The sequence below is a fragment of the Streptomyces aureoversilis genome (assembly GCF_042657885.1).
Classification (GTDB): domain Bacteria; phylum Actinomycetota; class Actinomycetes; order Streptomycetales; family Streptomycetaceae; genus Streptomyces; species Streptomyces aureoversilis.
Map to the genome: position 1 here is coordinate 23,833 of NZ_JBHSKJ010000002.1, position 16,074 is coordinate 39,906.

At 72.7% G+C, this 16,074-nt stretch carries 10 protein-coding genes and 1 pseudogene; 7 read left to right on the forward strand and 4 right to left on the reverse strand.

The features are described 5' to 3' along the window. The first annotated feature begins 28 nt into the window (after positions 1-28). The 4 genes from ACFPP6_RS03000 to ACFPP6_RS03015 all read left to right on the forward strand — a co-directional run bounded on the left by ACFPP6_RS03000 (position 29) and on the right by ACFPP6_RS03015 (position 7,256). Complete coding sequence (locus ACFPP6_RS03000) at positions 29-1,114, forward strand: esterase-like activity of phytase family protein (protein ID WP_382036852.1); 1,086 nt, start codon at positions 29-31, stop codon at positions 1,112-1,114. 46 nt (positions 1,115-1,160) lie between these two features. Next, entirely contained in the window at positions 1,161-5,042 is a 3,882-nt protein-coding gene (locus ACFPP6_RS03005; RefSeq protein WP_382036855.1) for an ABC transporter ATP-binding protein, read from the forward strand. 75 nt (positions 5,043-5,117) lie between these two features. After that, the gene (locus tag ACFPP6_RS03010) at positions 5,118-5,699 is read left to right on the forward strand and encodes a dihydrofolate reductase family protein (RefSeq protein ID WP_382036858.1); all 582 of its coding nucleotides are present in this window, start codon (positions 5,118-5,120) and stop codon (positions 5,697-5,699) included. 126 nt (positions 5,700-5,825) lie between these two features. Beyond that, complete coding sequence (locus ACFPP6_RS03015; RefSeq protein WP_382036861.1) at positions 5,826-7,256, forward strand: S28 family serine protease; 1,431 nt, start codon at positions 5,826-5,828, stop codon at positions 7,254-7,256. A gap of 24 nt (positions 7,257-7,280) precedes the next feature. Here ACFPP6_RS03015 and ACFPP6_RS03020 read toward each other — a convergent pair whose 3' ends face one another. The 3 genes from ACFPP6_RS03020 to ACFPP6_RS03030 all read right to left on the reverse strand — a co-directional run bounded on the left by ACFPP6_RS03020 (position 7,281) and on the right by ACFPP6_RS03030 (position 9,924). Further along, positions 7,281-7,904, reverse strand: coding sequence for a hypothetical protein (locus ACFPP6_RS03020; protein WP_382036864.1), 624 nt, complete (start codon positions 7,902-7,904; stop codon positions 7,281-7,283). Between the two features lie 389 nt (positions 7,905-8,293). Further along, positions 8,294-8,914 carry a TetR/AcrR family transcriptional regulator gene (locus tag ACFPP6_RS03025; RefSeq protein ID WP_382036866.1) on the reverse strand — a complete coding sequence of 207 codons (621 nt, stop codon included), beginning with the start codon at positions 8,912-8,914 and terminating at the stop codon, positions 8,294-8,296. 104 nt (positions 8,915-9,018) lie between these two features. Then, entirely contained in the window at positions 9,019-9,924 is a 906-nt protein-coding gene (locus ACFPP6_RS03030; protein ID WP_382036869.1) for a LysR family transcriptional regulator, read from the reverse strand. 92 nt (positions 9,925-10,016) lie between these two features. Between ACFPP6_RS03030 and ACFPP6_RS03035 the strand changes: the two genes are divergently transcribed. Next, positions 10,017-11,000, forward strand: a complete 984-nt coding sequence (locus ACFPP6_RS03035) for an EamA family transporter (RefSeq protein ID WP_382036872.1) — start codon at positions 10,017-10,019, stop codon at positions 10,998-11,000. Here the strand turns inward: ACFPP6_RS03035 and ACFPP6_RS03040 are convergent. Beyond that, positions 10,981-11,874: pseudogene (locus ACFPP6_RS03040) on the reverse strand (sugar phosphate isomerase/epimerase family protein); the annotation flags it as partial. The gene ACFPP6_RS03035 and the pseudogene ACFPP6_RS03040 sit on opposite strands and share 20 nt — an antisense overlap. Positions 11,875-12,032: 158 nt before the next feature. Here ACFPP6_RS03040 and recD2 point away from each other — a divergent pair. Beyond that, complete coding sequence (gene recD2, locus ACFPP6_RS03045) at positions 12,033-14,249, forward strand: SF1B family DNA helicase RecD2 (RefSeq protein WP_382036875.1); 2,217 nt, start codon at positions 12,033-12,035, stop codon at positions 14,247-14,249. Positions 14,250-14,514: 265 nt separating this feature from the next. Continuing rightward, positions 14,515-15,801: a citrate synthase gene (locus ACFPP6_RS03050; RefSeq protein WP_382036877.1), complete on the forward strand. Its 1,287-nt coding sequence runs from the start codon at positions 14,515-14,517 to the stop codon at positions 15,799-15,801. Positions 15,802-16,074: the final 273 nt, after the last annotated feature.

Below are 16,074 nucleotides of genomic sequence, written 5' to 3' on the forward strand. Positions count from 1 at the left end.
GCCGCAGCCCACCCAGGAGGCCCGCCCCGTGCGTACCCGATCCGTGCTCGCCGCCGCCACCGCCGCGCTGGCCGCGGCCACCTGCCTGACGACGACCGGGGCCGCTCCGGCGCAGGCGCACGCGTCCACGCGCGCGTGCTCGCCCTCCGTGCGGATCGACGGCTTCTCCGACGGGCTGGACAAGACGACGTTCCAGGGCTCGTTCGTCGGCAACTTCTCGGCCCTCGCGACCGACGGGGACGGCACCGTCGCCGCGGTCTCCGACCGCTCCCGGCTGTTCTCGCTCGACGTGGAGCAGCGGGCCGGCGAGGCGCCGTCCGCGACGCTGGTGCGGGCCGTGGATCTCGCCGACGAGAAGGGGGGCCCGATCGACGCCGAAGGCCTGGTCGTCGACCGCGACGGCAGCCGACTGATCACGTCCGAGACCGAGCCGTCCGTGCGCCGCTACGACAGGGACGGCAGGCTCCTGGGCCGGCTGACCGTCCCGGAGGCGCTGCAGGTCGCCCCGGCCGGGCGCGCCGCGGCCAACCAGACCTTCGAGGGGCTGACCCTGCAGCCCGGCGGGCGCACCCTGATCGCCTCCATGGAGCAGGCGCTCGCCGGGGACGGGACGGACGCCGCAGGCAGACCGCTCGTGCGCCTGCAGAGCTGGCAGCGGCACGGCGGGCAGGACTTCGCCACCGGCCCGCAGTACGCCTACCCGGCCGACGAGGGCCTCGGCGTCGCGGAGATCACCGCGGCCGGCGCCGGCCGCCTCCTGGTCCTGGAGCGCGGCTTCACGGCGGGCGTCGGCAACACCGTGCGGCTCTACCTCGCCGACCCGCGCCGCGCGAGCGACGTCACCGCCGTCACGAACCTGCCGGGCGGCCCGGCCGTGCGGCCCGTGCACAAGACGCTCCTCGCCGACATCGGCGCGTGCCCGTCGCTGGGCGCGACCGCCCGGCAGCCGCAGCCGAACCCGCTGCTGGACAACATCGAGGGGCTCGCCGTCACCCGGCCGGCCACCGTCCGGAACGGAGGGTTCCTCCGTCTGCTGCTGGTGAGCGACGACAACCAGAACCCTGCGCAGGTCACCCGGCTCTACTCGCTCACCGTGCGCCTGCCGCGGCCGTAGGGGGAGCGCACCGCCCGCCCTCGCACCCGTACTTTGTTGCGCCGGGATGAAATCCGCAGCCCAGGGCGTTGGGCCCTCCGTCAGCAGGACGAGAGCGGCAGCGCGGGAGGCTCGGGTGGCAGCGGCGAGGGAAACGACAGGTCAAGGATGGGCCAGGCGGCTCGCCGGCTACTGCTGGCGCTACCGCGGCACGGTGCTCCTCGCCCTCGGCTCCTCGCTCGCCGGCATGGCCGTCATGGCGCTCGTGCCGCTCATACCCAAGCTGATCATCGACGACGTGATCGGCTCGCACCAGCGCCCGCTGGCCCCCTGGGCCACGCTCCTCATAGCCGCCGCCGTAGTCGTCTACGGCCTGACGTACGTCCGCCGCTACTACGGCGGACGCCTCGCCCTCGACGTCCAGCACGACCTGCGGACCGAGATGCACGAGGCCATCGCACGGCTCGACGGCCGGCGCCAGGACGAGCTGTCCACCGGCCAGGTCGTCGGCCGCGCGACCAGCGACCTCCAGCTGATCCAGAGCCTCCTGTTCATGCTGCCGATGATGATCGGCAACCTCATGCTCTTCGCCATCTCGCTCGTCGTGATGGTGGTCCTCTCCCCGCTCCTGACCGTCGTCGCCCTCGCCGTCGCCCCCGCCCTGTGGATCCTGGCCAAGCACAGCCGCACCCGGCTCTTCCCCGCCACCTGGTACGCCCAGGGGCAGGCCGCGGCCGTCGCCGGCGTCGTGGACGGCGCGGTGACCGGCGTCCGCGTCGTCAAGGGCTTCGGCCAGGAGGCACAGGAGAGCTCCAAGCTCCGCGAGGTGAGCCGCCGGCTCTTCGCGGGCCGCCTGCGCACCGTGCGCCTCAACTCCCGCTACACCCCGGCCCTGCAGGCCGTCCCCGCGCTCGGCCAGGTGGCCATGCTCGCCCTCGGCGGCTGGATGGCCACCCGCGGCCAGATCACGCTCGGCACGTTCGTCGCCTTCTCGACCTACCTGGCGCAGCTCGTCGGCCCCGTGCGGATGCTCACCATGGTCCTCACCGTCGGCCAGCAGGCCCGCGCGGGCGTCGAGCGCGTCCTCGAACTCGTCGACACCGAGCCGGTCGTCCAGGAGCGCCCCGGCGCCGTCGAGCTGCCCCGGGACGCCCCCGCCACCGTCGAGTTCGACGACGTCACCTTCGGCTACGACCCGGCGCGGCCCGTCCTCGACGGCTTCTCCCTGCGCCTGGAGCCCGGCGAGACCGTGGCCGTCGTCGGCGCCTCCGGCAGCGGCAAGTCCACCGTCTCGCTGCTGCTGCCGCGCTTCTACGACGTCACCGGCGGCGCCGTGCGCGTCGGCGGCCACGACGTCCGCGACCTCACGCTGCCCTCCCTGCGCGCCGCCATCGGGCTCGTCCCCGAGGACAGCTTCCTGTTCTCCGACAGCATCCGCGACAACATCGCCTACGGGCACCCGGACGCCACCGACGAGCAGATCCGCGCCGCCGCGCGCGCCGCGCAGGCCGACGGCTTCATCGGCGAACTGCCCGACGGCTACGACACCGCCGTCGGCGAGCAGGGCCTGACCCTCTCCGGCGGCCAGCGCCAGCGCATCGCCCTGGCCCGCGCCATCCTCACCGACCCCCGCCTGCTGCTCCTGGACGACGCGACGTCCGCGGTCGACGCGCGCGTGGAGCACGAGATCCACGAGGCGCTGCGCAGCGTCATGGCGGGCCGTACGACCCTGCTCATCGCCCACCGCGCCTCCACGCTGGCGCTCGCCGACCGGATCGCGGTCCTGGACGGCGGCCGGCTGGTGGACGTCGGCACGGCGGAGGAGCTGGAGGAGCGCTGCGAGCGGTACCGCCTCCTGCTGACGGACCCGGGTGAGCTGGCCGGGGTGACGAGGGACCCGGCGGGGCGCGCCGCTCCGGTCGCCCTCGCCGGCGTCTTCGGCGAAGAGGCGTCCGCCGCGGGCGTCCTCGGCCGTACGGACGGCCACGCGCGCGTGGACGCTCTTTCCCGCCTCGAGGTCGACGCGGCCCCGGTCAAGCCCCGGCGCGTCCTGGCCGACGGCGTCACCCCCTCCCTGTGGGTGCGCAAGGACGAACCCGCCGGCAGCTCCGACGGCGTCACGGGCATGCCCGCCACGCCCGAACTGCTCGCCAAGGTGGCCGCCCTGCCGCCCGCGGACGACACCCCCGACGTGGACGAGGAGCGGGCCGCGCGCCCGGAGGAGGCCTACGGGCTGCGGCAGCTGCTGCGCGGCTTCCGCACGCCGCTGGTGCTGAGCCTGCTGCTGGTGACGGTCGACGCCACCGCCGGGCTGCTGCTGCCGGTGCTGATCCGCCACGGCATCGACCAGGGCGTCCAGCAGCTCGCCCTGGGAGCGGTCTGGGCGGCCTCCGGGCTGGCCCTGCTCGTGGTGGCGGCCCAGTGGGCCGCCCAGGTCGCGGAGACGCGCATGACGGGCCGCACGGGCGAGCGCATCCTCTACGCCCTGCGCGTGAAGATCTTCGCCCAGCTCCAGCGGCTGGGGCTCGACTACTACGAGCGCGAGCTCACCGGCAAGATCATGACGCGGATGACGACGGACGTGGACGCCCTGTCGACGTTCCTGCAGACCGGCCTGGTCACCGCCGTCGTCTCCGTCCTCACCTTCTTCGGCATACTCGTCGCCCTCCTCGTCATCGACGTCGAACTGGCCCTCGTCGTCTTCGCGACGCTGCCGCCGCTGATCGCCGGGACGGTCGTCTTCCGCCGGCAGAGCGTCAAGGCGTACGAGCTGGCGCGCGAGCGCGTCGGGCTGGTCAACGCCGACCTGCAGGAGAGCGTCGCGGGCCTGCGCATCGTGCAGGCGTTCCGCCGCGAGGCGGCCGGCGCCCGGCGGTTCGCGGAGCGCAGCTGGTCCTACCGGCAGGCGCGCGTCCGCGGCCAGTGGCTGATATCGGTCTACTTCCCCTTCGTCCAGCTGCTGTCGTCCGTCGCCGCCGCCGCGGTGCTGATCGTCGGCGCCGGCCGGGTGGGCGACGGCACGCTCACGGCGGGCGCGCTGGTGGCCTACCTGCTCTACATCGACCTGTTCTTCGCGCCCGTCCAGCAGCTGTCGCAGGTCTTCGACGGCTACCAGCAGGCCACCGTCTCCCTCGGCCGGGTGCAGGACCTGCTGCGCGAGCCGACCACCACGCCCGTGGCCGAACGCCCGTGCCCGGTGCGGGAGCTGTCCGGCGAGATCGTCTTCGACGACGTCGCCTTCCACTACGGCGACGGCGAGAACGCCCTGTCCGGCATCAGCCTGACGATCCCGGCGGGGCAGACCGTCGCCTTCGTCGGCGAGACCGGCGCGGGCAAGTCCACCCTCGTCAAGCTGGTGGCGCGGTTCTACGACCCGACGGGCGGTGCGGTCCGCGTGGACGGCCACGACCTGCGCGAGCTGGACCCGACCGGCTACCGGCACCGGCTCGGCGTCGTCCCCCAGGAGCCCTACCTCTTCCCCGGCACGGTGCGCGACGCCATCGCCTACGGGCGCCCGGACGCCGCCGACGCCGAGGTGGAGGCCGCGGCCCGCGCGGTCGGCGCCCACGACATGATCGCCACGCTGGACGGCGGTTACCTGCACCCGGTCACCGAGCGGGGCCGCAACCTCTCCGCCGGCCAGCGCCAGCTGATCGCCCTGGCCCGGGCGGAGCTGGTCGACCCGGACGTCCTGCTGCTGGACGAGGCTACCGCCGCCCTGGACCTGGCCACCGAGGCGCTGGTCAACCAGGCCACGGACCGGCTGGCCGGGCGCCGCACGACGCTCGTGGTCGCCCACCGGCTGACCACGGCCGCCCGCGCGGACCGGGTGGTGGTCCTGGACCACGGCCGCGTCGTCGAGGACGGCACGCACGCCGAGCTGCTGGCCCGCGAGGGGCGCTACGCGGACCTGTGGCGGACGTTCACGGGCGAGGCGGTGCCGGCGTAGGCCGGACGTGCCCCCGCCCGGTAGGTTGGCGCCGGACAGGGCCGGACCCGGCGTTTCTCACCGAGCGGGGGACTCGTGCGCAAGCTCACCTACTTCATCGCCACCACGATCGACGGCTTCATCGCCGGCCCCGGTGACGAGTTCGGGTTCATGATGTCGATCCTGGACGACGAGTACGTCGCCGCGCTGATCGAGAGCTACCCCGACACCGTCTCCGCGCGCGGCCGCGAGGCCGTCGGGCTCGGCCCGGACAACAGGGACTTCGACACGGTCCTGATGGGCCGCAACACCTACGAGCCCGGCCTGTCGATCGGCATGACCAGCCCGTACCCGCACCTGCGGCAGTACGTCGTCTCGAAGTCCCTGGCCACCAGCCCCGATCCGGCGGTCACGGTCTTCTCCGGCGACCCGGTGGAGCTGGTCCGCGACCTCAAGCAGGAGGAGGGCAAGGGGATCTGGCTGTGCGGCGGGGCGAACCTCGCGGGCCAGCTGCGCGGCGAGATCGACGAGCTCGTGGTGAAGGTCAACCCGTTCGTGGCGGGGAAGGGCATCCCGCTGTTCTCGGCGGAGTTCTCCCCGCAGCGCTACGACCTGAAGGGGACCCGCTCGTTCGGCAACGGCGTCGTGATGGTGACGTACGCCAAGCGGACCGGCTGAGCCCGGCGGGCCGCCGGTGGTGGCGGCCGGAACGGTAGGGGCGGGAAGGGCGGGAGAAAAGGGTCTGGTGCGCAGGTCGGCCCCCCGGTAGGTTCGCGGCGAACTTGCGAACCCAGGGGAGGGCGAATGCGCAAGGCTCTCAGATGGCTGCTGGCGCTGACGGTGCTCGTGGGCACCGTCGGTGCCGGCAGTGCCACGGCGGGGGCGGCCGACAAGGCCACCGAGCCGGACATCAAGGACCGCGTCCTGAAGATTCCGGGCATGAAGCTGGTCGAGGAGAAGCCCTACGAGGGCTACCGCTACCTCGTCATGACCTACGATCAGCCGGTCGACCACCGGAACCCGGCCAAGGGCACCTTCCAGCAGCGCTTCACGCTGCTGCACAAATCGACGGACCGGCCGACCGTCTTCTTCACCTCCGGCTACAACGTCAACACCAACCCCGGCCGCAGTGAGCCGACCCGCATCGTCGACGGCAACCAGGTGTCGATGGAGTACCGTTTCTTCACTCCGTCGCGGCCGCAGCCCGCCGACTGGTCGAAGCTCGACATCTACCAGGCGGCCAGTGACCAGCACCGCCTCTTCGCGGCCCTCAAGCCGCTCTACGGCAAGAACTGGCTGGCCACCGGCGGCTCCAAGGGCGGCATGACGGCGACGTACTACCGCCGTTACTACCCGGACGACATGAACGGCACCGTGGCCTATGTCGCGCCCAACGACATCGACAACAACGAGGACTCGGCCTACGACCGGTTCTTCGCGAACGTCGGCGACCAGGCCTGCCGCACCCAGCTCAACTCGGTGCAGCGCCAGGCGCTGCTGCGCCGCGGCGAGTTCGTCGCCCGCTACCAGAAGTGGGCCGACGAGAACGGCAAGACCTTCAAGACCCTCGGCAGCATCGACAAGGCCTTCGAGAACGTCGTGGTCGACCTGGTCTGGTCGTTCTGGCAGTACCACCTGCAGAGCGAGTGCGCGTCCGTGCCCGCCACGAACGCCTCCACCGACGAGCTGTACAAGTTCGTCGACAGCATCTCGGGCTTCGACGGCTACACCGACCAGGGCCTGGAGCGCTTCACCCCGTACTACTACCAGGCGGGCACCGAGCTCGGCGCGCCGAGCGTGAAGAACGCGCACCTCAAGGGCCTGCTCCGGCACCCCGAGACGCTCAACCCGCGCGCGTACGTGCCCCGGGAGATCCCGATGAAGTTCAAGCGCGGCGCCATGGCCGACGTCGATCGCTGGGTGCGCGAGGACAGCGAGCGGATGCTCTTCGTCTACGGGCAGAACGACCCGTGGAGCGGCGAGCCGTTCCGCCTCGGCAGGAACGCGGCCGCGCGTGACGACTACCGCTTCTACGCGCCCGGCGGCAACCACGGCTCGAACATCGCGCAGCTGGTCGCCGACGAGCGGGCCAAGGCCACGGCCAAGGTCCTCCAGTGGGCGGGCGTCGCCCCGGCGGCCGTCCGCAAGGACGAGGCGCACGCCAAGCCGCTCGCCCCGTACGACGCGAAGCTCGACAAGCCGGTCGTCGAGCAGCGGCAGTCCCTGCGGCCGTAGCCGCGACCGCCCCCGCGGGGCGGGCTAGACCAGGCGGCGGGCGCACCCGACGGGTGCCCCGCCGCCCACTTGTACGTACAGGTCGGTCGAGGGCGGGCACTCCGGCCTGGCCCCGACCCGGTCCGTGATGCGGTACTCGGGGGCGTGGGCCGCCGAGCCGTCGCAGGCGGTCTCCTTCACGACCCCGTCCCGCTGGGTGTAGAGGCAGTCGCCGGTCACCGTCACCGGCCCGCCGCCCATGCCGGGGTCGCCCGGGTGCGGCGGCTGGACGTTGCGCATGCAGGCGTAGCCCTCGGGCGCGCTGTGCGCCTCCGAGGCGCCCTGGTCGACTGCGGTGATGTGCAGGACGAAGTCGGTCTCGTCGGGGCAGCGCGGGCCGCCCGGGCGGGGGCCGTTGTAGCGGGCGAGGACCCGGGCCACGGCCTCCCCGCTCCAGCAGGAGATCTCGGTGAAGGAGCCCGCGTTCCGCCCCGCGCACTCGCCGCGGGCCAGGAACGTCGGATCGCGTCCCGGGCGGACGTGGGCGGAGGGGGTGCCGGCGGCGCCCGCAGGCTGCTGCTGGGCCCGGCAGCCGCTCAGCGCGGCGGTCGCGCCGGACGCGAGCAGCGCGAGCGCGAGCAGCGCCGTCCGCGGCGCGCCATGGCCCATGATGACCCCCCGTCCCCCGATGCGCTCCAGCCTGGCTTCCCGGGCCCGGCGCACACCAGACGTGCCGGGCGCACGGCGGCGGTGGAAACGATGTGTGTGCGGGCGCGTGCCACCGGGCGTACGCCGGGTGTGCACGCCGTGCCCGGACAACCCTGCCCGTAAGCCGTGCCCATCCGCCCCGGCCGCCCCGTCCGTTCGCCCGGCCGGATCCGCCGCCGGCGCTGTGGAGCGGGGGGCGCGCCGACGACGGCGTGCTGCCTTCCGCAGGCGGCGGAGAGGGAGAGTCAGCAACCGGCCGGCGGCGCGGGCCGACACCGCTCTGCGGGTACGGCGGCAGCACGGCCCTTGGACGGGCGGCGCCCCGGAGCGGTTCCCGCACCCGGCGCGCGTCAGTCGTGCGCGCGCCGCTTCCCGCCGAGCGTGGGCAGCCGCCGGGTCAGCAGCCGTGCGCGCGGCGCGAGCCGCCGGGCCATCGCGAACACCGACTCCGTACGGGAGCGGTCGCTGTCCAGGACGGTGAAGAGGTTGACCCCGAGGTAGAAGGTGATCGCGGCGTTGGCGAGGTCGCGCGGCGGGGTCAGGCGCGCGAGCGGCGTCCCGCCGATGACCCGCTCCAGGGTCTGCTCGACGAAGGCGATCCACGGCTCGGCCCGCTCCCGGATCTCCGGGCGCAGCTCCGGCTTGGCGACGGCGGCGGCGACGAGCTCGGAGAACAGCGTCAGGTGCCCGGCCTCGATGTCGCTGCGGTACACGCGCGTGCCGGCGTCCACCAGGTCCTCGAGGGTGCGGGCGCCCGCGACCGCCTCGGTGAGCAGCTCCATGCGCTCGGCGGAGGAGCGGTCGAGCGCGGCGAACAGCAGCGGGTCGACGCCCCCGAAGTGATAGAAGACCAGCGCCGAGTTGACCCCGGCCTCCTTGGCGATCGTCCGTGCGCTCGACTTGGCGTACCCCTGCGTCCGCAGCACGGTGTCCGCCGCCCGGATCAGCCGTTCCTTGGTGTCCACCGTCATGTGTGCAGCCCTCTCGCCGAGGCTGCATCATACGATTCGAGCGAGTGGTGCAACCATGCGATCAAGCCGGTTGACCAGCTGCTGAACGTCCTCCGGCCGGTGGTTCAGAACGTCCTCAGGGGCCACTGCTCGTGGAGCGCGCGGACGGCCTCGGTGATCGCGGGCCGGCGGGCCGCGCCCGTGCGCCACAGGGCGAAGAGCCGCCGCACGGGCACCGGCTCCAGCGGCACGGCGCGCACGCCCGCGGGCAGCGGGCCCCGCCCCAGGCGGGGCATCAGCGTGATGCCGAGGCCCGCGGCGACCAGGGCGAGGTGGGTGTGGTTCTCGGCGACCTGGTAGGCGAGGTCCGGCTCGTGCCCGGTGGAGCGCAGCGTCCGGACGAGCCAGTCGTGGCAGACGGCGCCCGGCGGCTGGCAGATCCAGCGGTGGTGCGGCAGGTCGGTCCGGTCGAGCACCTCGCGGCCGGCCAGCGGGTGCCCCTCCGGCACCAGCACGTCGCACCGGTCGTCACCGATCACCGCCCGCTCCAGGCCCTCCGGGGCGGCCAGCGGGGCGATGTCCCAGTCGTGCGTGACCGCGAGGTCGATGACCCCTTGGGAGACCAGGTCGGCCGACAGGTGCGGGTCCACCTCCAGCAGCCGGGCGTCGAGCGCCGGGTGGTCGCTGCCGAGCCGGGCGAGCACGCCGGGCAGCAGGCCGCGCGCGGCCGAAGCGAACGCCCCGACGACCAGCCGGCCCGCCGGCCGCCCCCGGCGCTCCTCCAGCTCCGTCTCCGCCTGCTCGACCAGGGCCAGCAACTGCCGTGCCGTGGCCGCCAGGTGCCGCCCCTCGTCGGTCAGCGCCACGCCGCGCCCGCGGCGCTCCAGCAGCGTCGTGCGCGTCTCCCGCTCCAGCTTGGTGACGGCCTGCGAGACGGCCGACGGCGTGTAGCCCAGGGCCACGGCCGCGGCGCTCACCGAACCGTGCACCGACACCGCGTGCAGCGCCCGCAGGCGGGCCAGGTCCAGCACGGAAGTCCCCCTCGTCGTTTCAGCGTTGCTGAATCCCATCATGAAGGAACCTGTGCTGGTGCTACAGAGTCCGGGCGGCGAGGCTGGCCCGTATGCGTCCGCTGCACCTCTCCCTCGCCGTTCTCGTCGCCGCCGTCTGGGGCGTGAACTTCGTCGTCATCGACGTCGGCCTCGACCACTTCCCGCCGCTGCTCTTCTCCGCCCTGCGCTTCCTCGCCGCGGCCGTGCCGGCCGTCTTCCTCGTCGGGCGGCCGCAGGTGCGGTGGCGCTGGATCGTGGCCGTCGGACTGGTCCTCGGCGTGGGCAAGTTCGGCCTGCTGTTCACCGGCATGCACCTGGGCATGCCGGCCGGCCTGTCCTCGCTCGTCCTGCAGGTGCAGGCGGTCTTCACGGCCCTCATCGCCGTCGCCGCACTGGGCGAACGGCTCGGCCGCACCCGCCTGCTCGGCATGGCTCTGGCCCTGGCGGGCATCGCGGTGGCCGCCGTCGACGAGGGCACCTCCGGAACGCTTCCGGGCTTCGCGCTCGTCGTGGCCGCCGCGGCCGTGTGGGGCGTGTCCAACGTGATCACGCGCAAGGCAGCGCCGCCCGACGCACTGCGCTTCATGGTGTGGGTGAGCACCGTGCCGGTGCTGCCGCTCCTGCTGCTCTCGCTCCTCTTCGAGGGCCCGGAGGCGGACGCCGCGGCGCTGCGGTCGCTCGACTGGAGCGGCGCAGGGGCGATCCTCTTCGTCGCGTGGGTCTCCACCGTCCTCGGCTTCGGCGCGTGGGGCTTCCTGCTGCGCACCTACGACGCCTCGGCGGTCGCGCCCTTCACCCTGCTGGTGCCCGTCTTCGGCATGTCGTCGGCGGCGCTCGTGCTGGGCGAGGGGGTGAGCCCGCTGCGCTGGGGCGCGGCGGTGCTGCTGGTGTCCGGGGTGGGCGTCACGGCCCTGGCGGGGCGGGCGGGGCGGCGGCGAGCAGACCGCGCAGGTACTCCGCCCCCGCCGTCGCCAGCTGCCCGAAATCGGCCGCCTGCGGATACCAGCGCTTCTCGTACTCCCAGCACAGCCAGCCGTCCCAGCCCGACCCGGTGAGCACCCGGACGCACTCGCCGAGCGGCAGCGCCCCCGCGCCGAGCGGCAGCGGATCGAGCGCTTCGGCCGAAGCGACGTCCTTCACCTGCACGTAGCCCAGGTGCGGGGCGAGCACGGGGAAGCTCTCGGTGGGCGTCTCGCCGCCGAGCCAGGTGTGCAGGACGTCCCACAGGGCGCCGATGCTGGCGTGCCCCACGGGGCCGAGCACGCGGGCTGCGTCCGCGGCCCGGCGGTGCGAGTCGTGGGTCTCCAGCAGCACGTGGACGCCCCGGTCGGCGGCGAGGGGGGCCACCGTGCCCAGCCGCCGGGCCGCCGCCGCGTCGGCCTCCTCCGCGGGCAGGTCGCCGCCGCCGGGGAAGACCCGCACGTAGCGGGCGCCGAGGTCGGCCGCCAGGTGGACCAGGCCGGACAGCTCGTGCAGCACGGGCGCGTCGTCGCCGGCCGATGCGACCCGTGCGTACCCGGCCACCGCCAGGACCTCCACGCCCGCCCCGGCGAACTCCGCGACCGCCGCCTCCCGCTCCTTCGCCCCGCACCCGGGGTGCACGGGCTCCTCCGGGTGCGCCCGCAGCTCCACGCCGTCCCAGCCGTGCGCACGGGCCAGCCGCACCACCTCCCACAGGGGCAGTCCGGGCACTCCGAGGGTGGAGAAGGCGAGCTTCATGGGGGACGGGTTCCCCGGGTCGGGCGGGGACATGCCCCTGTGCCGCGCCGCCGCGGGGGACGGCCCGGAGACGCCGAAATGGTTACCCTCGGTACGAGCCCGGCTTACCCGTGGTAGCCGAGGACCTCGAAATCGCACAAGGGGTAACGGAACGATAACTCCTTGAAAGCGCTGCAACCCTTTGCGGCCCGGGTGGGTCGTACTTGGCATCGGGCTTCCCGGGGAGGGATCCGGGGGGATTCAGGGGAAGCCGGTTTTGGGGGGATACGAGGGGCCCGGTCGTCGGACCGGGCCCCTCTGCGTTCGCGCCCCGAGAGGGTTGTCCACAGGCCCGAACACCTGTCAGACCGCGGCGGTACCGTCGGTGCATGGTCCAGATGGCAGTCGTCGAAGGTGTCCTGGAGCGGATCACCTACGCCAATGAGGAGAGCGGCTACACGGTCGCCCGCGTCGACACCGGCCGGGGCAGCGGCGATCTCCTCACGGTGGTCGGCTCGCTGCTCGGGGCGCAGCCGGGTGAGTCGCTGCGCCTGGAGGGCCGCTGGGGCTCCCACCCGCAGTACGGGCGGCAGTTCACCGTCGAGAACTACACCACCGTGCTGCCCGCCACCGTCCAGGGCATCCGCCGCTATCTGGGCTCCGGCCTGATCAAGGGCATCGGCCCGCGCATCGCCGACCGCATCACCGAGCACTTCGGCACGGACACCCTCGATGTCATCGAGCAGCAGCCGGAGCGCCTGATCGAGGTCCCCGGCCTCGGCCCGAAGCGCACGAAGCTGATCGGCGCCGCCTGGGAGGAGCAGAAGGCGATCAAGGAGGTCATGGTCTTCCTCCAGGGGGTGGGCGTCTCCACCTCCATCGCCGTGCGCATCTACAAGAAGTACGGCGACGCCTCCATCTCCGTCACCCGCAACCAGCCCTACCGCCTCGCCGCCGACGTCTGGGGCATCGGCTTCCTCACCGCCGACCGCATCGCCCAGGCCGTCGGCATCCCGCACGACAGCCCCGAGAGGGTCAAGGCCGGCCTGCAGTACGCCCTTTCCCAGTCCACCGACCAGGGCCACTGCTACCTCCCCGAGGAGCGGCTGATCGCGGACGCCGTGAAGCTCCTCCAGGTCGACACCGGCCTCGTCATCGACTGCCTCGCCGAACTGGCCGCCCAGGAGGGCGAGGAGGGTCCCGGTGTCGTCCGCGAGAGCGTTCCCGGCCCGGAGGACGGGCAGCCCGTCACCGCCGTCTACCTCGTCCCCTTCCACCGCGCCGAACTGTCCCTGGCCGGGCAGGTGAAGCGGCTGCTGGGCGCCGAGGGCGACCGGCTCGCCGCCTTCCGGGACGTCGACTGGGACCGGGCCCTCACCTGGCTCGCGGGCCGCACGGGCGCGCAGCTGGCCCCCGAGCAGCGGGAGGCGGTCCGGCTCGCGCTCACCAGCAGGGTGGCGGTGCTCACCGGCGGGCCCGGCTGCGGCAAGTCCTTCACCGTCCGGTCCGTGGTCGAACTGGCCCGGGCCAAGGGGGCGAAGGTGGTGCTCGCGGCGCCCACCGGGCGGGCCGCGAAGCGGCTCTCCGAGCTCACGGGCGCCGAGGCGTCCACCGTCCACCGCCTCCTGGAGCTCAAGCCCGGCGGGGACGCGGCGTACGACAAGGACCGCCCCCTGGACGCCGATCTGGTCGTCGTGGACGAGGCGTCCATGCTCGACCTGCTGCTGGCCAACAAGCTCGTCAAGGCCGTGCCCCCCGGGGCCCACCTGCTCCTGGTGGGCGACGTGGACCAACTGCCCTCCGTGGGCGCCGGGGAGGTGCTGCGCGACCTCCTGGCGCCCGGCGGCCCCGTCCCGGCCGTCCGGCTCACCCGCATCTTCCGGCAGGCGCAGCAGTCCGGCGTGGTCACCAATGCACACCGCATCAACTCCGGGGCCCAGCCCATCACTCAGGGGATGACGGATTTCTTCCTCTTCGCCGAGGAGGACACCGAGGAGGCGGGCCGGCTCACCGTGGACGTGGCGGCCCGGCGCATCCCCGCCAAGTTCGGGCTCGACCCCCGCCGCGACGTCCAGGTGCTGGCGCCGATGCACCGCGGCCCGGCGGGCGCCGGCACCCTCAACGGGCTGCTCCAGCAGGCCATTACGCCCGCCCGGCCCGACCTGCCCGAGAAGCGCTTCGGCGGCCGGGTCTTCCGCGTCGGCGACAAGGTCACCCAAGTGCGCAACAACTATGAAAAGGGGCCAAACGGAGTCTTCAACGGGACGGTGGGCGTCGTCACCGGGCTCGACGTCGTCGAGCAGCGGCTGACCGTGCGCACCGACGAGGACGAGGAGGTGGGCTACGACTTCGACGAACTCGACGAGCTCGCCCACGCCTACGCCGTGACCATCCACCGCTCGCAGGGCAGCGAATACCCGGCCGTGGTGATCCCCGTCACCACGGGTGCCTGGATGATGCTCCAGCGCAATCTGCTCTATACCGCAGTAACCCGGGCAAAAAGGCTGGTGGTGCTGGTGGGCTCGCGGAAGGCGCTCGGACAGGCCGTACGGACCGTCTCCGCAGGCAGGAGGTGTACGGCGCTCGATCACCGGCTGGCGAGGTGAGTCCGCTCGGGGAGGTTTTGTGAAGGGTCTAAAGGGCCATTCCGGCGCGCGAAGAGGCCCCGGGAGGCAGGGATCCGGGGTGGGATTCGTCTCTCATCGGTTTACCAACCGGGGCGAAGGGGGCAGTATGGCCAGGCTGGACGGCACTGAGTGCCGTCTTTAGGCCCTATGGCCGACCCCGAGTGCACGTGCATCGTCCAAATGGGGGAAGGTAGGGGTAGTCAGGGCACCTCGAAGAAGAGGCACAACGTCGGTGAGGGATGACGTGAGCGACAACTCTGTAGTACTGCGGTACGGGGACGGCGAATACACCTACCCGGTGGTCGACAGCACCGTCGGCGACAAGGGCTTCGATATCAGCAAGCTCCGCGCCCAGACCGGGCTGGTGACCCTGGACTCCGGTTACGGCAACACCGCCGCCTACAAATCCGCGATCACCTACCTCGACGGCGAGCAGGGCATCCTGCGCTACCGGGGCTACCCGATCGAGCAGCTCGCCGAGCGCAGCTCCTTCCTCGAGACCGCCTTCCTGCTGATCAACGGCGAGCTCCCGTCGGGCGCCGAGCTGGACGCCTTCAAGGGCGAGATCACCCAGCACACCCTGCTCCACGAGGACGTCAAGCGCTTCTACGACGGCTTCCCGCGTGACGCGCACCCGATGGCGATGCTGTCCTCCGTGGTCAGCGCGCTGTCGACGTTCTACCAGGACAGCCACAACCCGTTCGACGAGAAGCAGCGCCACCTCTCCACGATCCGGCTGCTCGCCAAGCTGCCGACGATCGCGGCGTACGCGTACAAGAAGTCGATCGGCCACCCGGTGGTCTACCCGCGCAACGACCTCGGCTACGTCGAGAACTTCCTGCGCATGACCTTCTCGGTGCCCGCCGCCGAGTACGAGCTGGACCCGGTCGTCGTCAGCGCGCTCGACAAGCTGCTGATCCTGCACGCCGACCACGAGCAGAACTGCTCGACCTCGACCGTGCGCCTGGTGGGCTCCTCGCAGGCCAACCTCTTCGCGTCGATCTCCGCCGGCATCAACGCCCTGTGGGGCCCGCTGCACGGTGGCGCCAACCAGTCGGTGCTGGAGATGCTCGAGGGCATCCAGGCCGACGGCGGCGACGTCGACGCCTTCATCCGCAAGGTGAAGAACAAGGAGGACGGCGTCCGCCTGATGGGCTTCGGGCACCGCGTCTACAAGAGCTTCGACCCCCGGGCGAAGATCATCAAGGCGGCGGCGCACGACGTCCTCTCGGCGCTCGGCAAGTCCGACGAGCTGCTCGACATCGCGCTGAAGCTCGAGGAGCACGCGCTCTCCGACGACTACTTCGTCTCGCGCAACCTCTACCCGAACGTGGACTTCTACACGGGTCTGATCTACCGGGCCATGGGCTTCCCGACCGAGATGTTCACCGTGCTCTTCGCGCTCGGCCGCCTCCCGGGCTGGATCGCCCAGTGGCACGAGATGATCAAGGAGCCGGGTTCCCGCATCGGCCGCCCGCGCCAGATCTACACCGGCGTCATCGAGCGCGACCTGCCGGTCGAGCGCGCCTGATCCTTACGAGGCCGCGAGCCGCGAGGCCGCGAGCAAGGCCTTGAGCCGACAAAAGCCCTGAGAGCCGCCATGGCTCTCAGGGCTTTTCGCAGGGCTTGTGAAAAGCGCCCCGCCTCCGATCCCCCCACGGGTCGGTGCGGGGCGCTTCCCGTTCCCCGGTACGGATTCCCCCCACGGGATCCGGCCGGGAGCCTCGGTGCGCGCGACCGACGCGATCTGCCGGGACGCGTACGTACGGGAGGGCCGCTCAAAGCTCCCCGGGTACGTGCCCCG